This is a genomic window from Streptococcus sp. HMSC077D04 (assembly GCF_001808785.1).
In the GTDB taxonomy this organism is placed as follows: domain Bacteria; phylum Bacillota; class Bacilli; order Lactobacillales; family Streptococcaceae; genus Streptococcus; species Streptococcus mitis_BX.
Genome location: NZ_KV794547.1, coordinates 443,111 through 463,946, shown reverse-complemented (window position 1 = coordinate 463,946; position 20,836 = coordinate 443,111). Strand labels below are relative to the sequence as shown.

The 20,836-nt window shown below is 41.1% G+C and carries 23 protein-coding genes and 1 riboswitch; of the genes, 17 read left to right on the top strand and 6 right to left on the bottom strand.

Going from position 1 to position 20,836, the window contains the following annotated elements:
* Window positions 1-3 precede the first annotated feature (3 nt).
* From thiW to thiE, 3 genes are read left to right on the top strand one after another with little or no spacing between them, the layout of a single operon-like run.
* On the top strand, window positions 4-528 hold the full coding sequence (gene thiW / locus HMPREF2701_RS09345) for an energy coupling factor transporter S component ThiW (protein WP_033685230.1): 525 nt from the start codon (window positions 4-6) through the stop codon (window positions 526-528).
* The gene (locus tag HMPREF2701_RS09340) at window positions 528-1,331 is read left to right on the top strand and encodes a hydroxyethylthiazole kinase (RefSeq protein ID WP_061589846.1); all 804 of its coding nucleotides are present in this window, start codon (window positions 528-530) and stop codon (window positions 1,329-1,331) included. Before thiW ends, HMPREF2701_RS09340 begins: the two co-directional genes overlap by 1 nt.
* Entirely contained in the window at window positions 1,324-1,956 is a 633-nt protein-coding gene (gene thiE / locus HMPREF2701_RS09335; RefSeq protein WP_061589845.1) for a thiamine phosphate synthase, read from the top strand. Before HMPREF2701_RS09340 ends, thiE begins: the two co-directional genes overlap by 8 nt.
* Window positions 1,957-2,103: 147 nt before the next feature.
* On the opposite strand, the gene thiD is transcribed toward thiE, so the two are convergent.
* Entirely contained in the window at window positions 2,104-2,895 is a 792-nt protein-coding gene (thiD, locus tag HMPREF2701_RS09330; protein WP_070482846.1) for a bifunctional hydroxymethylpyrimidine kinase/phosphomethylpyrimidine kinase, read from the bottom strand.
* Window positions 2,896-2,978: 83 nt separating this feature from the next.
* Window positions 2,979-3,076, bottom strand: a riboswitch (TPP riboswitch).
* 184 nt (window positions 3,077-3,260) lie between these two features.
* Between thiD and HMPREF2701_RS09325 the strand changes: the two genes are divergently transcribed.
* The 5 genes from HMPREF2701_RS09325 to HMPREF2701_RS09305 all read left to right on the top strand — a co-directional run bounded on the left by HMPREF2701_RS09325 (window position 3,261) and on the right by HMPREF2701_RS09305 (window position 8,795).
* On the top strand, window positions 3,261-3,656 hold the full coding sequence (locus HMPREF2701_RS09325; protein WP_070482843.1) for a CopY/TcrY family copper transport repressor: 396 nt from the start codon (window positions 3,261-3,263) through the stop codon (window positions 3,654-3,656).
* A 10-nt stretch (window positions 3,657-3,666) separates the two neighbouring features.
* Complete coding sequence (locus tag HMPREF2701_RS09320) at window positions 3,667-4,038, top strand: cupredoxin domain-containing protein (protein WP_000935055.1); 372 nt, start codon at window positions 3,667-3,669, stop codon at window positions 4,036-4,038.
* Window positions 4,039-4,047: 9 nt separating this feature from the next.
* Complete coding sequence (locus tag HMPREF2701_RS09315; protein WP_049516548.1) at window positions 4,048-6,291, top strand: heavy metal translocating P-type ATPase; 2,244 nt, start codon at window positions 4,048-4,050, stop codon at window positions 6,289-6,291.
* Window positions 6,292-6,613: 322 nt separating this feature from the next.
* On the top strand, window positions 6,614-8,389 hold the full coding sequence (gene spxB / locus HMPREF2701_RS09310; protein WP_070482840.1) for a pyruvate oxidase: 1,776 nt from the start codon (window positions 6,614-6,616) through the stop codon (window positions 8,387-8,389).
* A 58-nt stretch (window positions 8,390-8,447) separates the two neighbouring features.
* On the top strand, window positions 8,448-8,795 hold the full coding sequence (locus tag HMPREF2701_RS09305) for a VOC family protein (RefSeq protein WP_001052641.1): 348 nt from the start codon (window positions 8,448-8,450) through the stop codon (window positions 8,793-8,795).
* A 165-nt stretch (window positions 8,796-8,960) separates the two neighbouring features.
* Here HMPREF2701_RS09305 and HMPREF2701_RS09300 read toward each other — a convergent pair whose 3' ends face one another.
* Window positions 8,961-9,305, bottom strand: coding sequence for a lipopolysaccharide assembly protein LapA domain-containing protein (locus HMPREF2701_RS09300; RefSeq protein ID WP_000913393.1), 345 nt, complete (start codon window positions 9,303-9,305; stop codon window positions 8,961-8,963).
* Window positions 9,306-9,631: 326 nt separating this feature from the next.
* On the opposite strand from HMPREF2701_RS09300, the gene HMPREF2701_RS09295 reads away from it, so the two are divergent.
* The 3 genes from HMPREF2701_RS09295 (at window position 9,632) to manA (ending at window position 12,605) form a co-directional block, all read left to right on the top strand.
* Window positions 9,632-9,892 carry a SemiSWEET family transporter gene (locus HMPREF2701_RS09295; protein WP_001291472.1) on the top strand — a complete coding sequence of 87 codons (261 nt, stop codon included), beginning with the start codon at window positions 9,632-9,634 and terminating at the stop codon, window positions 9,890-9,892.
* 208 nt (window positions 9,893-10,100) lie between these two features.
* Window positions 10,101-11,540, top strand: a complete 1,440-nt coding sequence (locus HMPREF2701_RS09290) for a 6-phospho-beta-glucosidase (RefSeq protein ID WP_000136868.1) — start codon at window positions 10,101-10,103, stop codon at window positions 11,538-11,540.
* 120 nt (window positions 11,541-11,660) lie between these two features.
* Window positions 11,661-12,605 (top strand): mannose-6-phosphate isomerase, class I, encoded by a 945-nt coding sequence (gene manA / locus HMPREF2701_RS09285; RefSeq protein WP_070482837.1) that lies wholly within the window; start codon window positions 11,661-11,663, stop codon window positions 12,603-12,605.
* 40 nt (window positions 12,606-12,645) lie between these two features.
* On the opposite strand, the gene HMPREF2701_RS09280 is transcribed toward manA, so the two are convergent.
* A complete protein-coding gene (locus tag HMPREF2701_RS09280) occupies window positions 12,646-13,986 on the bottom strand; it encodes a sodium-dependent transporter (protein WP_070482834.1) in 1,341 nt (446 codons plus the stop codon).
* A gap of 340 nt (window positions 13,987-14,326) precedes the next feature.
* Here HMPREF2701_RS09280 and HMPREF2701_RS09275 point away from each other — a divergent pair, with 340 nt between their 5' ends.
* A complete protein-coding gene (locus HMPREF2701_RS09275; RefSeq protein ID WP_070482830.1) occupies window positions 14,327-15,067 on the top strand; it encodes a MerR family transcriptional regulator in 741 nt (246 codons plus the stop codon).
* 41 nt (window positions 15,068-15,108) lie between these two features.
* On the opposite strand, the gene HMPREF2701_RS09270 is transcribed toward HMPREF2701_RS09275, so the two are convergent.
* The 3 genes from HMPREF2701_RS09270 to HMPREF2701_RS09260 are packed head-to-tail and all read right to left on the bottom strand — an operon-like array spanning window position 15,109 to window position 17,754.
* A complete protein-coding gene (locus HMPREF2701_RS09270) occupies window positions 15,109-15,630 on the bottom strand; it encodes a DUF1697 domain-containing protein (protein ID WP_070482827.1) in 522 nt (173 codons plus the stop codon).
* Window positions 15,631-15,678: 48 nt separating this feature from the next.
* Entirely contained in the window at window positions 15,679-16,851 is a 1,173-nt protein-coding gene (locus HMPREF2701_RS09265; RefSeq protein ID WP_070482925.1) for an aminoacetone oxidase, read from the bottom strand.
* A 57-nt stretch (window positions 16,852-16,908) separates the two neighbouring features.
* A complete protein-coding gene (locus tag HMPREF2701_RS09260) occupies window positions 16,909-17,754 on the bottom strand; it encodes a DegV family protein (RefSeq protein ID WP_061864255.1) in 846 nt (281 codons plus the stop codon).
* A 124-nt stretch (window positions 17,755-17,878) separates the two neighbouring features.
* Here HMPREF2701_RS09260 and HMPREF2701_RS09255 point away from each other — a divergent pair, with 124 nt between their 5' ends.
* The 5 genes from HMPREF2701_RS09255 to HMPREF2701_RS09235 all read left to right on the top strand — a co-directional run bounded on the left by HMPREF2701_RS09255 (window position 17,879) and on the right by HMPREF2701_RS09235 (window position 20,769).
* On the top strand, window positions 17,879-18,436 hold the full coding sequence (locus HMPREF2701_RS09255; protein WP_000004135.1) for a TetR/AcrR family transcriptional regulator: 558 nt from the start codon (window positions 17,879-17,881) through the stop codon (window positions 18,434-18,436).
* 18 nt (window positions 18,437-18,454) lie between these two features.
* Window positions 18,455-18,922 (top strand): deoxycytidylate deaminase, encoded by a 468-nt coding sequence (locus tag HMPREF2701_RS09250; protein ID WP_000136975.1) that lies wholly within the window; start codon window positions 18,455-18,457, stop codon window positions 18,920-18,922.
* An 88-nt stretch (window positions 18,923-19,010) separates the two neighbouring features.
* Window positions 19,011-19,640 (top strand): uracil phosphoribosyltransferase, encoded by a 630-nt coding sequence (gene upp, locus HMPREF2701_RS09245; protein ID WP_000515974.1) that lies wholly within the window; start codon window positions 19,011-19,013, stop codon window positions 19,638-19,640.
* 172 nt (window positions 19,641-19,812) lie between these two features.
* Window positions 19,813-20,403, top strand: a complete 591-nt coding sequence (gene clpP / locus HMPREF2701_RS09240) for an ATP-dependent Clp protease proteolytic subunit ClpP (protein WP_000613475.1) — start codon at window positions 19,813-19,815, stop codon at window positions 20,401-20,403.
* Window positions 20,404-20,481: 78 nt separating this feature from the next.
* A complete protein-coding gene (locus HMPREF2701_RS09235; protein ID WP_000462118.1) occupies window positions 20,482-20,769 on the top strand; it encodes a YlbG family protein in 288 nt (95 codons plus the stop codon).
* Window positions 20,770-20,836: the final 67 nt, after the last annotated feature.

Below are 20,836 nucleotides of genomic sequence, written 5' to 3'. Positions count from 1 at the left end.
AACATGAGAAAGCACCAATTACAAGTTCACAAATTAACCATTTTATCCATGATGATTGCCCTTGATGTAGTTCTTACGCCTATCTTTCGGATTGAGGGAATGGCACCGATGTCCAGTGTAGTCAATATTTTAGCAGGAATCATGATGGGACCTGTTTATGCCTTGGCTATGGCTACAGTGACAGCCTTTATCCGTATGACGACTCAAGGGATTCCGCCTTTAGCTCTCACAGGAGCGACTTTTGGAGCCCTTCTAGCAGGTCTCTTTTATAAGTATGGTCGAAAATTTTACTTTTCTGCCTTGGGAGAAATTTTGGGAACAGGTATTATTGGTTCTATTGTTTCCTATCCTGTTATGGTACTCTTTACAGGATCAGCTGCAAAGCTTAGCTGGTTTATCTATACTCCTCGATTTTTCGGAGCAACCTTAATCGGTACAGCGATTTCCTTTATTGCCTTTCGATTTTTAATCAAGCAGGAATTCTTTAAAAAAGTTCAGGGATATTTCTTTGGTGAAAGGATAGACTGATGCAGGCATTTACAAATCCTTTTCCTCTGGAAACGACTTCCCTCATTCACTGTATTACCAATGAGATTTCATGTGAGATGCTGGCAAATGGGATTTTGGCTCTGGGATGTAAACCAGTTATGGCAGATGATTCCCGTGAGGTTCTTGATTTTACTAAGCAAAGCCAGGCACTCTTCATCAATTTGGGGCATTTGTCAGCTGAGAAGGAAAAAGCAATCCGTATGGCAGCTTCTTATGCAGCTCAAGTTTCTCTTCCAATGGTAGTAGATGCTGTTGGCGTAACAGCTTCATCCATTCGTAAGAGCTTAGTTAAAGACCTTTTAGACTATAGCCCTACGGTCCTTAAAGGAAACATGTCGGAAATTCGAAGTCTTGTTGGCTTAAAACACCACGGCGTTGGGGTCGATGCGAGTGCTAAAGATCAAGAAACTGAGGATTTACTTCAAGTCTTGAAAGACTGGTGTCAGCTTTATCCAGGTATGTCATTCTTAGTCACAGGCCCCAAGGACCTCATCGTTTCGAAGAATCAGGTCGCTGTACTGGAAAATGGCTGTGCAGAATTAGACTGGATAACAGGGACAGGAGACTTGGTTGGAGCCTTGACAGCCGTTTTTCTCAGCCAAGGAAAGACTGCCTTTGAAGCTTCGTGTCTAGCAGTCTCTTATCTCAATATCTCTGCTGAGAGAATAGTTGTTCAAGGAATGGGATTGGAAGATTTTCGCTACCAAGTACTCAATCAGCTTTCGCTCCTCAAAAGAGATGAAAACTGGCTAGATGCCATTAAAGGAGATATTTATGAATAGAGAGGCGCTTAGACTGTATCTGGTAACCAACCGCTACCAAGATTCCTTGGAAAGCTTTCTTGAAAAGATTGAGACGGCTTGCCGTTCAGGGGTTACCATAGTCCAATTACGAGAAAAAAATCTCACAACCAATCAATATTATCAACTGGCAAAACAAGTCAAGGAAATAACAGATGCCTATCAGGTACCCTTGATCATTGATGATCGTTTGGATGTCTGTCTTGCGGTTGATGCTGCTGGTCTGCATATTGGAGACGATGAACTGCCAGTTTCGGTTGCCCGACAAGTCTTGGGCCCTGAAAAAATACTCGGTGTAACAGCTAAAACGGTAAAAAGAGCCCTCGAGGCAGAAGAAGGGGGAGCAGATTACTTGGGGACAGGAGCCATTTTCCCAACCACGACCAAGGAAAATGCGCCTATCACGCTGATTTCAACCTTGAAGACAATTTGCCAAAGGGTCGACATTCCAGTAGTTGCTATTGGAGGCTTGACGTCAGAGAACATTGACCAACTTATTGGCACTGGAATAGCTGGTATAGCTGTAGTGCGTGATTTGATGCAGGCAGAGGATATAGAGGCAAAAACGCAAGCCTTTTTAACAAAGTTGGATGATATTATTTGTTAATTAATACTCACTGAAAATCAAAGAGCAAACTAGGAAGCTCGCCGCAGGTTGCTCAAAGCACAGCTTTGAGGTTGTAGATAAAGCTGACGTAGTTTGAAGAGTATAAAAACTCTCTAATTCCCTTAAAGTGGGAACTAGAGAGTTTTTTTAATCTTTAAAACTTGTATGGTTGACTGGGCCAGAACCATGACCGAGTTGAGGGGCGTCTTGGATGGCTTTCGTGATAAAGGCCTTGGCCTTATCGACTGCCTGGTAAAGACTTTTGCCCTTGGCTAGTTCAGCCGTAATCACAGCGGCAAAGGTACACCCAGTACCATGGGTATGACAGGTTTGAATTCGTGGGCTTTCCCAGACAAATTGGTCATCCTTGGTAAAGAGGAAATCTTTAGCACCACCTTCGAGATGCCCACCTTTGATGACCACAGACTGAGGACCAAATTCTTTTAAAATCAGGCGACCAGCACGTTGCATGTCTTCAGGATCATGGATTGAAAAACCAACAATCTCTTCTGCCTCAGGAAGATTGGGAGTGATAATGGTTGCAAGTGGAAGCAGGTTTGTTTTTAGGTAGGTTCTGGCACTGGTATCAATCAGGGTGTCTCCGCTTGTTGCGACCATAACAGGGTCAAGGACGTAGGGACAATCCAGCTTTTTAAGATAGGGCTGGATGATTTCCATAATTTCGGTAGTTGCCAACATTCCAGTTTTTACAGCCTGAGGTGGAATATCAGAAAAGACACTCTCCAATTGGGCTTTCAACATTTGAGGAGAAACGTGCTCGATTAATTGAACGCCTCTGGTATTTTGAGCGACAAGACTGGTCACAACGGCCATTCCATAGACATCTCTAGCTTGGAACGACTTTAAATCAGCCATAATGCCAGCACCACCACTAGGGTCAGTCCCTGCAATGGTCAAAGCAACGGGTAAATAAGTCATCTAAAACCTCCCAACCAACTGAAGTTTGTATTCTTAAGAACAAGCTGGTCCGTTTTAGAAAGGCAATAGAAGACTGCTAGCCCCCATTATCATTTCCACTTCCATCAGCTAGCATTACCTAGATTGAGTCAAAGGGTCTAACAGTCGTTAATCTCAGCTTTACGCACCCCTAGTGGTTGTTTTCTTTTTTTCTTTAGTATAGCATATTTTCATAGTTTATATAGTAAGATTTGACTGCAAATCCTTTATCAAATGGTTAAAATTCAATTTTTCAAAGAAAAGCTTAATTTCATAGTTGACAAATGTAGATTATAAGGGTATACTGATAATTGTAATTGACAAATGTAGATTTAGGAGGTGTGATTATGCAGATTTCAGATGCAGAATGGCAGGTCATGAAGATTATTTGGATGCAAGGAGAGCAGACTAGTACGGATTTGATAAGGGTTTTGGCGGAGCGGTTCGACTGGTCCAAGTCAACCATTCAAACTCTTTTGGCTCGTTTGGTTGAGAAAGAGTGTCTGACAAGGAAAAAAGAAGGCAAGTTCTTTGTTTATTCGGCGCTTTTAACTCTAGACCAAAGCCGAGACTTGCTTGTCCAAGATATCAAGGACAAGGTTTGTTCCCGTAGGATTAAGAACTTACTGGCTGATTTGATTGCTGAATGTGATTTTACTCAGACTGACTTGGAAGACTTGGAAGCTGTGATTTCTGAGAAGAAATCAAGCGCTGTGACAGAAGTAAAATGTAATTGTATGTAAAGGAGACGTCATGTTAAATAGTATTGTAACCATTATTTGTATTGCCCTTATCGCGTTTATCTTGTTTTGGTTTTTCAAAAAGCCTGAAAAATCTGGACAAAAGGCCCAGCAAAAAAAGGGCTACCAAGAGATTCGAGTGGAGGTCATGGGGGGCTATACGCCTGAGTTGATTATCCTCAAGAAATCAGTGCCAGCCCGCATTGTCTTTGACCGCAAAGATCCTTCACCATGTTTGGATCAGATCGTATTTCCAGACTTTGGTGTACATGCGGATCTGCCAATGGGGGAAGAGTATGTAGTGGAAATCACGCCTGAGCAGGCTGGAGAGTATGGTTTCTCTTGTGGCATGAATATGATGCACGGTAAGATGATTGTAGAATAGGAGAATGATATGACTGAAATTGTAAAAGCAAGTCTTGAAAATGGTGTTCAAAAAATCCGTATCACGGCAGACAAAGGCTACCATCCAGCCCACATTCAACTGCAAAAAGGGATTCCAGCTGAGATTACCTTTCATCGAGCAACTCCTTCAAACTGTTACAAGGAAATTCTGTTTGAAGAAGAAGGCATCTTGGAACCAATCGGCGTAGATGAGGAGAAAGTCATTCGTTTTACACCTCAAGAATTAGGTCAACATGAATTTTCTTGTGGTATGAAGATGCAAAAGGGAAGTTATACAGTTGTTGAGAAGACTCGAAAATCTCTATCACTTTTACAGCGTTTTTGGATTACTAGTATCTTTACTGTGCCTCTTGTAATCCTCATGATTGGGATGTCGACAGGAGGAATCAGTCACCAAGTCATGCGTTGGGGCACCTTTTTAGCCACAACACCGATTATGCTAGTAGCAGGTGGTCCTTATATCCAAAGTGCTTGGGCTAGTTTTAAAAAGCACAATGCCAACATGGATACCTTGGTTGCTCTGGGAACCCTAGTGGCCTATTTCTATAGCTTAGTTGCCCTCTTCGCTGGCCTCCCCGTTTACTTTGAAAGTGCTGCCTTTATCTTCTTCTTCGTTCTTATGGGAGCCGTTTTTGAGGAGAAAATGCGGAAAAATACTTCCCAAGCTGTGGAGAAATTACTTGACTTGCAGGCTAAAACTGCAGAAGTCTTGCGTGAGGATAACTATGTTCAAGTCCCTTTGGAGCAAGTCAAGGTAGGTGACCTGATTCGAGTGCGTCCCGGTGAAAAGATTGCGGTTGATGGTGTCGTAGTAGAAGGTATCTCTAGTATTGATGAGTCTATGGTGACAGGTGAGAGTCTGCCTGTGGACAAGACAGTTGGAGATACCGTCATTGGTTCAACCATCAATAATAGTGGAACACTTGTTTTTAGAGCAGAAAAAGTTGGTTCAGAGACTGTTTTGGCTCAGATTGTGGATTTTGTGAAGAAAGCTCAGACCAGTCGTGCGCCGATTCAGGACTTGACGGATAAGATTTCAGGGATTTTTGTCCCAGCAGTTGTCATTTTAGGGATTGTGACCTTTTGGGTTTGGTTCGTCTTGCTCAGGGATAGTGTAGTTGTGCTTGGAGCGAGCTTTGTGTCTTCGCTTCTCTATGGAGTAGCAGTTCTGATTATTGCCTGCCCTTGTGCATTGGGACTTGCAACACCGACAGCCCTTATGGTGGGGACAGGTCGCAGTGCCAAGATGGGAGTTCTCCTCAAAAATGGAACGGTTCTACAGGAAATCCAGAAAGTCCAAACCATTGTCTTTGATAAGACCGGAACTTTGACTGAAGGGAAACCTGTGGTCACAGATATCATCGGCGACGAAGTAGAAGTGCTTGGATTGGCAGCTTCCTTGGAAGAAGCTTCTCAACACCCACTGGCTGAAGCCGTTGTGAAACGAGCGAGTGAAGCTGGACTTGAGCTTCAAACTGTTGAAAATTTCCAAGCCTTGCACGGAAAAGGTGTCTCAGGGCAAATCAATGGAAAACAAGTTCTGCTTGGAAATGCTAAAATGCTGGATGGCATGAACATTTCTAGCACTTATCAAGAAAAACTAGAAGAACTGGAAAAAGAAGCTAAGACAGTTGTGTTCTTGGCTGTTGAGAATGAAATCAAAGGCTTGCTTGCTCTGCAAGATATTCCTAAGGAAAATGCTAAGCTTGCCATCAGTCAGTTGAAAAAACGAGGTCTTAAAACAGTCATGCTGACGGGAGACAATGCTGGTGTGGCGCGTGCTATTGCAGATCAAATCGGAATCGAAGAGGTCATTGCAGGTGTCTTGCCAGAAGAAAAAGCTCATGAAATCCATAAACTACAAGCGGCTGGCAAAGTAGCCTTTGTTGGGGACGGTATCAATGACGCTCCTGCCCTTAGTGTAGCAGATGTGGGGATTGCTATGGGAGCTGGAACAGATATTGCCATCGAGTCAGCAGATTTGGTGTTGACAACTAATAACCTCCTAGGAGTGGTTCGTGCATTTGACATGAGTAAGAAAACCTTTCATCGAATTCTGCTCAACCTTTTCTGGGCCTTTATCTACAATGTCGCCGGAATTCCGATTGCAGCAGGAGTCTTTTCAGGTGTTGGACTGGCTCTCAACCCAGAATTGGCAGGTCTAGCCATGGCCTTTAGTTCTGTATCCGTTCTGACCAGTTCCCTTCTCTTAAACTTTAGTAAAATAGATTAAAAGCGGGCTTGCTCGCTTTTTATACTCTTTGAAAATCTCTTCAAATCACGTCAGCTTTATCTGCAACCTCAAAGCTGTGCTTTGAGCAACCTGTGGCTAGCTTCCAAGTTTGCTCTTTGATTTTCATTGAGTATTATAAAACAGAAGCTAAAAAAATTTTCAAACTGTACTGCAATAGAGAATAGAAACTTCTGAGCAGATTCTTAGTAAAGTCAAAATAAATGTGATAAATTAGTATTGTAAAAATTTACTGAAACGTTTTCAAAAACTATATGAAACCTTTTTTAGTAGATTTAAAAATATTTGAAGGAGAGTTATCATTATGACTCAAGGGAAAATTACTGCATCTGCAGCAATGCTTAATGTATTGAAAACATGGGGCGTAGACACTATCTACGGTATCCCATCAGGAACACTCAGCTCATTGATGGATGCTTTGGCTGAAGACAAAGACATCCGCTTCTTGCAAGTTCGCCACGAAGAAACAGGTGCTCTTGCAGCGGTTATGCAAGCTAAATTCGGCGGCTCAATCGGGGTTGCAGTTGGTTCAGGTGGTCCAGGTGCGACTCACTTGATTAACGGTGTTTACGATGCAGCTATGGATAACACTCCATTCCTAGCAATCCTTGGATCACGTCCGGTTAACGAACTCAACATGGATGCTTTCCAAGAATTGAACCAAAACCCAATGTACAATGGTATCGCTGTATATAACAAACGTGTAGCTTACGCTGAGCAATTGCCAAAAGTAATTGACGAAGCTTGCCGTGCTGCAGTTTCTAAAAAAGGTCCAGCTGTTGTTGAAATCCCAGTAAACTTCGGTTTCCAAGAAATTGACGAAAACTCATACTATGGATCAGGTTCATACGAGCGTTCATTTATCGCTCCTGCTTTGAACGAAGTTGAAATCGACAAAGCTGTTGAAATCTTGAACAATGCTGAACGTCCAGTTATCTATGCTGGTTATGGTGGTGTTAAAGCTGGTGAAGTGATTACTGAATTGTCACGTAAAATCAAAGCACCAATCATCACAACTGGTAAAAACTTTGAAGCCTTTGAATGGAACTATGAAGGTTTGACAGGTTCTGCTTACCGTGTTGGTTGGAAACCAGCCAACGAAGTGGTCTTTGAAGCAGACACAGTTCTTTTCCTTGGTTCAAACTTCCCATTTGCTGAAGTTTACCAAGCATTCAAGAATACTGAAAAATTCATCCAAGTGGATATCGACCCTTACAAACTTGGTAAACGTCATGCCCTAGACGCTTCAATCCTTGGTGATGCAGGTCAAGCAGCTAAAGCTATCCTTGACAAAGTGAACCCAGTTGAATCTACTCCATGGTGGCGTGCAAACGTTAAGAACAACCAAAACTGGCGTGATTACATGAACAAAATCGAAGGTAAAACTGAGGGTGAATTGCAATTGTATCAAGTTTACAATGCAATCAACAAACATGCTGATCAAGACGCTATCTACTCAATCGACGTAGGTGACACTACTCAAACATCTACTCGTCACCTTCACATGACACCTAAGAACATGTGGCGTACATCTCCACTCTTTGCGACAATGGGTATTGCCCTTCCTGGTGGTATCGCTGCTAAGAAAGACAATCCAGATCGCCAAGTATGGAACATCATGGGTGACGGTGCATTCAACATGTGCTACCCAGACGTTATCACAAACGTTCAATATGACCTTCCAGTTATCAACGTTGTCTTCTCAAATGGTAAATATGCCTTCATCAAGGACAAATACGAAGACACAAACAAACACTTGTTTGGTTGTGACTTCCCTAATGCTGACTATGCGAAAATCGCTGAAGCGCAAGGTGCTGTAGGATTTACAGTTGACCGTATAGAAGACATCGATGCAGTTGTTGCAGAAGCTGTTAAATTGAACAAAGAAGGTAAAACTGTTGTGATCGATGCTCGCATCACTCCACACCGTCCACTTCCAGTAGAAGTACTTGAATTGGATCCAAAACTTCACTCAGAAGAAGCAATCAAAGCCTTCAAGGAAAAATACGAAGCAGAAGAACTCGTACCATTCCGTCTCTTCTTGGAAGAAGAAGGTTTGCAATCACGCGCAATTAAATAATTCCTTCGTGGAACTTAAAAAGATCGGAGCAATCCGGTCTTTTTATGGAGTATAGTAAATGAATTTAAATCAATTAGATATTATCGTTTCAGATGTTCCACAAGTCTGTGCTGACTTGGAGCGTATTTTGGATAAAAAGTCCGATTATGTTGATGACAGTTTTGCTCAGTTTACGATTGGCAGTCACTGTCTGATGTTGTCCCAAAATCATTTGATTCCTTTGGAAGATTTTCAGTCAGGAATCATTCTTCATATTGAGATTGAGGATCTAAATCAGAATTACCAACGTTTAAAAGAGATCGGTGTCGAGATTTTACACGGTCTTTGTGAAACGGATTGGGGAACAGAGTCCTTATTAGTTAAAGGGCCTGCTGGTCTAGTGATTGATTTTTATCGTATGAAGTAGGTAATTCTATTATCAAATTTTTTATCTAAACATTCTTGGAGTGAAACTTAAAAAGATCGGAGCAATTCGATCTTTTTTGTATTTATGCGACTTTCAGTCCGTCTCGCTCCGTTAGGTGCGAGACAAAAAACCACCCGTTTTCACGGGTGGTTATGATTTCTACACTTATTGTTTGGCTTCCTGTTTTAATTGTTGCACCTGTTCCTCGTACTGGACAAGCTCCCTGTCTTTTATATTGATAGTCGCTTCTGCTTCAGCAATGCGGCTTCTCAGATCTTGAGTCTTGTTATGGTGATAGCTAATACCAATAGCACTACCAGCAATGATCCCGATTACTAGACAAGTAAAAATCACCAAAATCAAGGGAGCAGATAGTTGTGTAAAGACAAGACTGACAGTTACTGTTTGACGATTGAGTAGACCAAATGAGATCACAATGACTAATAAGCTCAAACCGCCAATTAGATAAGCCTTATCTTTCAGTGACAATTCATTAAATTTTTTTAGCATAAGTTCCTTTTCTCCTGACTATGTTGATAGAAAACTACACACCATTTAGGTATTAACAAAATTCATTTTACTAGAAAATTTCGATACTGTCAATAATTTCTAACGGCTTATTTACCATCAATCAATCGATTCATTGAAAAGGAGTATTCATTTTCTAATATTTGATTGAGTAAACAGAACGGAGCAATTCGGTCTTTTTTCTGTTCCCTCTTTCTTATAACAAGATTGTGATAGTTTATATCTTTATAACAAAAGTTTTAAAGACTTGATTGTTTTGAAAGAATATTTTAAAATAAGATTCAGTAAAAATGAAAGAGGTTTTGAAAATGTCTGAAAAACAAATGAAAATTTTAGGTTGGGTAGCGACCTTTATGTCTGTTATGATGTATGTGTCTTACTTCCCACAAATCATGAACAATCTGGCTGGTCAAAAAGGAAATTTCATCCAGCCCTTGGTTGCTGCCATCAACTGTAGTCTCTGGGTTTACTACGGTCTTTTCAAAAAAGAAAGAGATATCCCCCTTGCAGCAGCTAATGCACCAGGTATTATTTTTGGCCTAGTGACGGTTATTACAGCTTTGATTTAAAAGGAACAGAGGAGACTAGTTTTCAGTCTTCTTTTTTGTTTCAGGGGAGGCTATTTACTTTTTCTAGAGGATAATTTTTTAAAAAACAATCTGATAAACTTAAATAGTAGAATAGTATCAGTATGTCACAGTATTTTATAAGAAAAGGTTTACAGAATAAGTTATAATATAAGTAAATGAACAAGCAAATAAGAAAGTGAGTAGAGTTATGACCGAAAAACTGACTTTTCCGGATGGTTTCTTGTGGGGCGGAGCGACAGCTGCCAACCAGTGTGAGGGTGCTTATAATTTAGAAGGTCGTGGATTGGCGAATGTGGATGTCGTCCCCATCGGTCCAGATCGTGAAGCCATTATCACAGGTCAGAAAAAGATGTTTTCGTTTGAGGAGGGCTATTTTTACCCAGCCAAGCAAGCTATTGATATGTACCATCATTACAAGGAAGATATTGCCCTTTTTGCGGAAATGGGCTTTAAGACTTATCGTCTATCCATTGCTTGGACTCGGATTTTTCCTAAGGGCGACGAAACAGTGCCAAATGAAGCTGGTCTAGCCTTTTATGAGGATTTATTTAAGGAGTGCCACAAGTATGGTATCCAACCTCTGGTGACTATCACTCATTTCGACTGTCCTATGCACTTGATTACAGAGTACGGTGGTTGGCGCAATCGTCGGATGTTAGACTTCTATGAAAAACTTTGTCGCACACTCTTTACCCGCTATAAGGGTTTGGTCAAATATTGGCTTACCTTCAACGAAATCAACATGATTCTCCATGCCCCCTTTATGGGAGCTGGGCTCTGTTTTGAAGAAGGAGAAAATCAAGAACTGGTTAAATATCAGGCTGCACACTATGAGTTGGTAGCTTCAGCTCTTGCGACAAAGATTGCCCACGAAATTGACCCAGAAAATAAGGTGGGATGTATGTTGGCTGCAGGGCAATACTATCCTAACACAGCCCATCCAAGAGACTACTGGGCAGCCATGGAGGAAGACCGCAAGAGTTACTTCTTCATTGATGTTCAAGCGCGTGGGGAATACCCAAACTACGCCAAGAAGCAGTGGGAGCGTGAGCGAATCGAGATTCAAATGACTGCAGAAGATTTAGAGTTGTTGAAGGACAATACTGTTGACTTTGTTTCCTTCTCTTACTATGCAAGTCTAGTAGCCTCAGGTGATCCAGAAGTTAAAGAATTAACTGCTGGAAATATCTTTGCCTCTCTCAAAAATCCTTATCTTGAATCCTCAGAATGGGGATGGCAGATTGACCCACTTGGTCTTCGTATCACCCTCAATGCTATCTGGGATCGTTACCAAAAGCCAATGTTCATCGTGGAAAACGGTCTAGGTGCTATGGATACACCGGATGAGAATGGTCATGTAGCAGATGACTATCGGATTGCTTACTTAGAGGCTCATATCAAGGCCATGCGAGATGCCATTTACCAAGATGGCGTTGACTTGCTTGGTTATACGACTTGGGGCTGTATCGATCTGGTTTCAGCTGGAACAGGCGAAATGAACAAGCGCTATGGCTTTATCTATGTAGATCGAGATAATGCTGGTCATGGAAGCCTCAAACGTAGCAAGAAGAAATCCTTCTACTGGTACAAGGATGTCATTGCCAGCAATGGTGCAAGCATTGAGTAGAGCACATTTGTTCACTATTTTTATAAAATCTTCTCCCTACTTTATAATATGTGAAAAAGAGTTCAATTAGATGGAGCTTTTTGCTATAATGAGGGGAGAAAAATCAGACAGGAGATCGACATGTCAGAACCATTATTTTTACAATCAGTTATGCAAGAAAAAATCTGGGGTGGAACCAAGCTACGTGATGAGTTTGGTTACGACATCCCAAGTGAAAAAATCGGAGAATATTGGGCCATCTCAGCCCATCCAAATGGAGTCTCTAAAGTTGCCAATGGACGCTACCAGGGAACAGATCTTGCTACTTTATATGCAGAGCACCGTGAATTGTTTGGCAATCGTCCAGAACCTGTATTTCCACTTTTGACTAAGATTCTGGATGCCAACGACTGGCTCAGTGTCCAAGTTCACCCAGACGATGCCTATGGACTAGAGCATGAAGGTGAACTTGGAAAAACAGAATGCTGGTACATTATCGCAGCGGATGAAGGTTCAGAAATTATCTATGGTCACAATGCCAAGTCAAAAGAAGAACTCCGCCAGCAAATCGAGGACAAGAACTGGGATGCCTTGTTGACAAAAGTTCCTGTAAAGGCTGGAGATTTCTTCTATGTACCAAGTGGCACCATGCACGCTATCGGAGCAGGAATTTTGATTCTTGAAACTCAGCAATCTAGCGATACCACTTACCGTGTCTATGACTTTGACCGTAAGGATGATAATGGCAACTTGCGTGAACTTCACCTTGAAAAATCTATCGATGTCTTGAATATTGGCGAGCCTGCCAATAGCCGTCCTGTAACTATCAAAGCAGATGATTTACGTTCCACTCTCCTTGTATCCAATGATTTCTTCGCAGTTTACAAGTGGGAAATCACTGGAAAAGTTGACTTTGAAAAGACAGCCGACTACAGTTTGTTCAGCGTCTTGGCTGGTCAAGGTCAACTAACTGTTGACGGGAAAAACTATCCAATCCAAAAAGGCAGCAACTTTATCCTACCAAGTGATGTTGAATCTTGGACTTTGGAAGGGCAAGGTTTGGAATTGATTGTTAGCCATCCATAAAAAAGAAAGGGCCTGAGTTCATTACTCAAGTCCTTTTTGATTACATAAATTGGGCGATAAAGACCACAATGATGATGATTGGAATGATAAAGCGAAGAAGGAAGAGCCAGACTTGGAACAGTCCCTGTTTCCATGCTGTTTCATCAAGATGCAGTTCCTCCATAGCAAGAGCCTTCTTAAAGATGTAGCCTGTAAAAAGTGAAAGGCAGAGAGCACCAAATGGCATGAGGAGATTAGAAACCAAGAAGTCCATAGCATCAAAGAAGGTCTTCCCAAAGATATGAACATCCGCCATAACACCGTAAGATAGGGCTGAAGGAATTCCAAAGACAAAGGTCAAGATTCCTAAAATAGCACTCCATTTAGCACGCTTACTGTTGTCCTGATTGGTGATATTACCCACATTGATTTCCAGCATAACAACGGAAGAAGTGACCGTCGCAAAGAGGAAGAGCAGGAGGAAGAGGATGTAGAAAATGGTTCCAAAAGGCATCTTGTCAAAGAGCTGAGGCAAGACGATAAATAGCAAGCTTGGTCCCCCTTCAGACTGGATATTGAAGGCTGACATGGCTGGGAAAATGGCTAGACCTGCCATGATGGATACCGAGATATTCATGGCTACGATGGAAATCCCTGACTGAACCAGATTGGTTTTCTTATCCAAGTAAGAAGCATAGGTCAGCATGGCTGTAACCCCTAGTGAGAGGGCAAAGAAAGATTGTCCCAGAGCATATAGGAGACCAGCACTGGTCAGCTTAGAGAAGTCTGGTTTTAGGAAGTAAAGAACCCCTTCCATGGCATTTGGCAAACTGAGAGAACGACCGATGATGACGACAAAGATGATAAAGAGCAGGGGCATCATGACTTTCGAAGCTCTTTCAATCCCTTTTTGAACCCCACGTGATACAATGAAGATATTCAATAGGATAAAGGCTGCTTGAGCTCCTAGGGCAATGGCTGGATTTGAAATGATTGAAGTAAATAACTGAGCATAATCCCCCGTTCCACCAATTTGGAACAATTTTCCAAACTCAATGCCTAGATAAACCAGAATCCATCCCCCAATAACACTGTAGAAAGATAAGAGGATAAAGAGGGCAAAGGCACCAATCCAACCGATAAAGTTGTACTTACTATTCTTGCCGAGTTTTCCAAAGGTTTTGATTGCTGAAACACCAGCACTACGGCCAAGGGCAAATTCAGCAAGCAGGAGCGGGAAACCGATTAAAATGGTAGAAATAAGAAAGACTAGTAAAAAGCCTCCACCGCCATTAGCAGCAGTCATATAGGGAAATTTCCAAACGGCTCCAAGTCCGATAGCTGAACCAGCAGATGCTAGAATAAAGCCTAGTTTAGAACCCCATTGCGATTTTTCAGACATAGTTAAACTCCTAAAATTAGTATTACAAAAGAAAAAGCTACTGCCCTTGGCAAATAGCCTCATCAGTACTCAAAATGAGCCTTTCTTTTGATTGATAGACTTGACTATCCTATCATGTTTTCTAAGGTCTGTCAAGAAAACCATTTTCACGTTATGATAAAGTAAAAAATTTCGCAAAAACGCTTGACTCTGACCTAGGGGGAGGGGTTATACTATCAATGTAATACTCTTCGAAAATCAAATTCAAACCGCGTCAGCGTCGCCTTACCGTACTCAAGTACAGCCTGCGGCTAGCTTCCTAGTTTGCTCTTTGATTTTCATTGAGTATAAGGAGGAAATCATGTACCATATAAAAGAAGCTGCGCAGCTTTCGGGCGTCTCTGTCAAGACCCTACACCACTACGATAAGATAGGACTTTTGGTTCCTTTAAAGTCGGAAAATGGCTATCGAACCTATAGTCAGGAGGATTTGGAACGCCTTCAGGTTATTCTTTATTACAAATATCTAGGTTTTTCTTTAGAAAAAATAGCAGAGCTATTAAAGGAAGAAAGAGAAGATTTATTGCCTCATTTGACCAGGCAGTTGGACTATTTGACTCGAGAAAGGGAACATCTGGATACCTTGATTTCAACCTTGCAAAAAACCATTCAAGAACAAAAAGGAGAAAGAGAAATGAGCATTCAAGAGAAATTTGCTGGATTTAACTACCAAGACCATCAAAAATACCACCAAGAGGCGGTAGAGAAATATGGACAAGAAGTCATGGACCAAGCGCTGGAGCGCCAAAAAGGTCACGAAGACGAAGCTACGGCTGCCTTCAATCAAGTCTTTCGAGCCTTGTCACAAAATCTTCAAGCTGGTCTACCTGTAACAGCAACCGAAAATCAAGAAGAAGCCGCTAAACTCTTGCAAGCCATCCGTACTTATGGATTTGACTGCTCTATTGAGGTATTTGGTTATATCGGTAAAGGCTACGTCTACAACCCAGAATTTAAGGAAAACATTGACAAATTTGGACCTGGAACAGCCCAGTACACATCAGATGTGATTGCCTATTATGTCCAAACTCAGACAAAATAAAATCGGAGGAGCATTCTTCCGATTTTTACTAAATTCAAGCACTATTTGCTTAATAATTTTTCTACCACATTTAGTTTTCGCATGGTCAAATCTACATTAAAAAGCTTTTCAAGATAGTTGGTATGGAGTTTCTTTTGTTTAGCAGTTCTAGGGAGATAGAGGTAAAGGCAGTGGTTACCAATACAAATTTCTTCTTCACCGTAATCAATTTTCAATTTGTCTAAAGGGAGGCTTTGAATAGATTCTTGATAAAAAATCACGTGTATACGGTCATAAAGATAGTGTTCTCCAAAAGGGTTTTCTTGGACAATTTTTTTAAAAATATCCTTATTCTTAATTATTATTTTGAGATCGGCTCCAATCTTTTTCTTTATTAGAGTATGAACCTGTTCTCGTATTTTTTCTAAGGCTAAGTTACTTTCAAGAATGATATTTCCACTTTGAATATAGGTTCGAACTTGTTGAAAACCAGCTTCTGTCAAGATATCTACTAGATAAGACATTTTAGGGATAGCATTTTTTCCATTAGGAGTCACTCCCCTTAGCAAGATAATATGTTCCAAAGGACTTCCTTTCTTTTGGGGCGGATTGTTCCATTTAGTAATGTATATTTAGATTGGGTTTGATCCCGCCACCCAGCCAGTACAGAGGGCAGAAGTGATGTTAAAGCCACCTGTGTGGGCATTGATATCTAGTACCTCGCCCGCAAAGTGGAGGCCAGGGACCAGCTTACTTTCTAGAGTTTTAGGATTGATTTCCTTGAGACTGACGCCACCCTTGGTAACAAATGACTTAGCAAGAGACATTTTACCAATTACAGGAATTTTAAGTCCCTTGATAGACTGGAGAAGTTGCTCTCGTTCTTTTTCAGTCAGCTGTTTAACTTTTTCAGGAAATCCTTGTACAAAAAATTCGGCCAAGCGTTCTGGAAGTAAGGTTTTTAAGGCATTTTTTAGAGATTTTTCTCGATTTTCTTCTAAAAATAAAACGAAGTTCTCCTCAGAAAGTTGAGGTAAGACATCCAGTGAAAGGATTTCGCCACCCTTGACAAAACTAGACATACGAAGGGCAGCAGGGCCTGACAAACCAAAGTGGGTAAAGAGCAAATCGTGAGTGATGACATGCTTACCATAGCTTAGGGTCACTTCGTCCAATGAAATTCCTTGCAAGGCCTTGTGTGGAAAATCTGTCAACAAAGGACTTTCAGCGGCTTCAAGATCGGTAATGGTATGCTTAAAATGACGGGCAATCTCGTGACCAAAACCAGTCGAACCAGTAGAGGGATAGGATTTCCCACCAGTTGTGACAATGAGTTTATCACAAGTGAAGGTTTGGTCAGCTGATTTAAGGATAAACTGGTCGTCTATCTTTTTAACCGAAACAATTTCTGTTTGAGTAGCAACTTGACCACCTAGCTCAGTGATTTTCTTTTCCAAAGCCTCGATTATGGTTCGCGATTTGTCGCTGGCCGGAAAGACGCGGCCGTGGTCTTCGACCTTAAGTTTAACACCATTTTCTGTAAAAAAGTTAATGATATCATGGTTATCAAACTGGGAGAAGACACTGTAGAGAAAGCGCCCATTTCCAGGGATGCCAGCTAGTAGGTCATCTAGAGTTCCATTGTTGGTGACATTGCAACGTCCCCCACCAGTCCCAGCTAATTTTTTTCCAAGTTTCCGATTTTTTTCGATGAGGAGGGTTTTCTGTCCATAAAAGCTACTGGAAATCGTAGCCATCATACCAGCAGGACCTCCACCGATGACAATAGTATCAAAATGTTTCATAGCTCTATTGTACCACAAAAAAACAAGAGATGAAGTCACCTCTTGTCAAGAATGCAATTAATCAATTTCATATCCCATCAGCAAACCGCCATCTTCTGCATAGAAACTGCAGAGACCAGATGTTGGGAGAATTTTAATATCCGCCTGTGGGAAATTTTCGCGGATTCGCTCTGAGAGCTGTTGGCAACATTTCTCGTTATTGCGTTGGGCCATGACAATACGGCCACCAGCATATCCAGCTTTAATGATTTCATCATAGGCAGCTTGAACTGATTTCTTTGGTCCTCGTGCTTTTTGTAGCAATTCGAGAGTTCCAGTTTCACTAGCTTCTCCGACCATACGGATATTGAGAAGGCCAACGACCGTACCGATAAGCTTGCTCAAACGGCCGTTCTTCACCAAGTTATCGACTTTAGCTAGGACAAAAAGTAACTTGGTTTTTTCTTGATAGGCAGTGATAGATTCAACCACTTCTTCAAAAGATAAGCCCTGGTCGATCAAGTCATTCACTTTTTCTACGAGCAAGTCAACTTCCCCACCAGCAGACAAACTATCAATTATATGAATTTTAGTATCAGGATGTTCTTCCAGATAAATATTTTTTGCTAGTTGAGCACTATTGTGGCTTCCAGAAAGAGTACCAGTGATGGTTACTAGGAAAATGTTTTTGGCTCCTTCAAATGCTCGCAAATAATCATCTGGGCTTGGACAAGCTGATTTTGAAGCTTCTGCAGTTGCATACATGGTTTCCATCATTTGGTCAATGTCAAGACTGGCATCATCAACAAAGACCTGATCAGCTACTTGAATGGTTAAGGGCACACTTACAAAGGTCGTGTCAATAGCTGGTCTTGCCAGCTGACGATAATCACAACCAGAGTCAGCAATAATCTTCCAAGTCATAGAAATTCTCCATCTTTGTCAGTTATACATTGACAAAGGTTCTGTCTTTTTTTACAATTATATCATGAAATCCCTTGAAACAAAAGCCTCATCCGTCTGTTGTGACAAGTAGAAAGAAAATGTTATGTCTGAACGTAGAATCTCTGAAAAGTCTCTTGAAAATCTCAGAAAATCAAACCAAGAATCCAATTTATTAACTAGAGAAGCCATCGAAACAGCCCTCTTGCAACTCTTGGAAAAAAAGGACTTGACCAAGATTAGTATTTCTGAATTGGTCAAACGTGCAGGCGTTTCTCGTGCAGCCTTTTACCGTAATTATGATTCCAAAGAGGAGATTTTAGAAAGCGTCTTTAAACGAACTGTCCACAATATTATGGAACAGTTGCATCATTATGATTTAAAGACAGACCTTTATCTGGTCTGGGTTCACCTTTTCCGAGAGGCCAGAAAGGAAGCCAGAGTGATTCAATTGGCCTTGGATTACCATCTGGAAAAAATCTTTGTCCAAGCCATGCAGGAATTTTTAGAAAAATACCATGGGAAATCAAAAGGTGTCAGCTCTTATCTTCATTCCTTTTGGAGCTCGGCCATCGTTTCTGTCCTTCTAAAATGGATCAAGGATGGCATGAAGGTACCAGCTGAAAAGATTGCAGATTTAGGTTTACCATTTTTTAAAAAATAGAGAAAAAGGAGAAGAGATATGACTGAAAAAAGACTAGCATGGGATGAGTATTTTGCAGCCCAAGCCTTACTAATTGCCAATCGTTCCACTTGTAAACGTGCCAAAGTGGGCGCAATTTTGGTAAAGGATAATAAGGTTATTTCCACTGGTTATAATGGTTCGGTGTCAGGGACTGAGCATTGTATTGACCACGAATGTCTGGTTATTGAAGGCCACTGTGTTCGAACTCTTCACGCTGAGGTTAATGCCATTCTCCAAGGTGCAGAACGTGGTGTTCCTAAAGGCTTTACAGCCTATGTGACACATTTTCCTTGTCTGAATTGTACCAAACAATTGCTTCAGGTCGGCTGCAAGCGCGTGGTTTATATCAACCAGTATCGAATGGATGACTACGCCCAATACCTCTATCAAGAAAAGGGAACAGAATTGACTCATTTACCACTTGAGACAGTACAGTCCGCTCTTAAAGAGGCTGATTTAATGTAAAAATTATCAAAAATAAATGGTTTAGAAAGATTTTTAAACCATTTTTTGGTATAATAAGAAGAATAAATTGAAAGAAGGAATTCCAAAAATGGGAAAAATTGAAGTTATTAATCATCCACTGATTCAACACAAATTGTCAATCTTGCGTCGTACAGATACTTCTACAAAAGCTTTTCGTGAGCTAGTAGATGAGATTGCAATGTTGATGGGGTATGAAGTACTTCGTGATCTTCCACTAGAAGATGTGGAAATCGAAACACCAATTACAAAAACAGTTCAAAAACAATTGGCAGGTAAGAAATTGGCCATCGTTCCAATCTTGCGTGCAGGTATCGGGATGGTTGATGGTCTCTTGAGCTTGGTTCCAGCTGCTAAGGTTGGTCACATCGGTATGTACCGTGATGAAGAAACGCTTCAACCAGTTGAGTACTTGGTGAAATTGCCTGAAGATATTGACCAACGTCAAATTTTTGTCGTAGACCCAATGTTGGCAACAGGTGGCTCAGCAATCTTGGCTGTTGACTCTCTTAAAAAACGTGGTGCATCAAATATCAAATTTGTCTGCCTTGTATCTGCTCCAGAAGGTGTTAAAGCCCTTCAAGAAGCTCATCCAGATGTAGAAATCTTTACAGCAGCCTTGGATGAACGCTTGAATGAACACGGTTATATCGTTCCAGGTCTTGGAGATGCTGGGGACCGCTTGTTCGGTACAAAATAAAATTAAAAAGAGATTGACTTGGAAAAGGATTTCCAGTCACGAAAGGAGGTTGAGTTTTTGTTTCTGTCTGATGAAAACAGAGCAAAAATTTGACCTTTTTTGACCAAGATATTATAATAGTCTTATCTTCAGTCATTTGACCAACAAAATTAAAACTCAAAAGGAGAAATGAATGATTCCTGTAGTTATTGAACAAACAAGCCGTGGGGAACGTTCCTACGATATTTACTCACGTCTTCTCAAAGACCGCATCATTATGCTGACAGGCCCAGTTGAAGACAACATGGCTAACTCTGTTATTGCCCAGTTGCTTTTCTTGGATGCCCAAGATAGTACAAAAGATATTTACCTTTATGTCAATACACCTGGTGGTTCCGTTTCAGCTGGTTTGGCAATCGTTGATACTATGAACTTTATCAAGGCAGATGTCCAAACCATCGTTATGGGAATGGCCGCATCTATGGGGACGGTCATTGCATCAAGTGGAGCAAAAGGCAAACGTTTCATGCTTCCAAATGCAGAGTATATGATTCACCAACCAATGGGTGGTACAGGTGGTGGTACCCAACAAACTGATATGGCTATCGCTGCAGAACACTTGCTTAAAACTCGTAATACTTTGGAAAAAATCTTGGCTGAAAATTCAGGTCAGTCAATCGAAAAAGTCCATGCAGATGCAGAACGCGATAACTGGATGAGTGCCCAAGAAACACTTGAATATGGCTTTATTGATGAAATCATGGCCAACAATTCATTGAATTAATGATCAAAGAAGGCAAACTCGACTGGGTTTGCTTTTTTTGGTATAATAGGGAGAGATTTCTTAGAAAGAGGATTTATCATGTTTGAAAAAGTCAATCGATCTGGCTTGATTATCTATCTTTACTATAATCGTGATGCCAAAAAATTGCAGGATTATGGAGATATTACCTATCATTCCAAGAAACATCGTTACTTACAACTCTATGTTCCAACTCAAGAAATGGAGCAATTGGTCGGGCGCTTGGGCAAGGAAAAGTTTATAAAAAAAGTCAGGGTTTGTCATATCCAAGAGCTGGAAACACCCTTTGTGGGCAATCTTCATCGAGAGGAAAACGTTATCATCGAAAAAGTTCAAGAAAAGTGTTGACAATTTTCTGATAATTCGGTATATTCTTAACATGCTATTTATTTAAGAAATAAGGAGACAAAAAAAG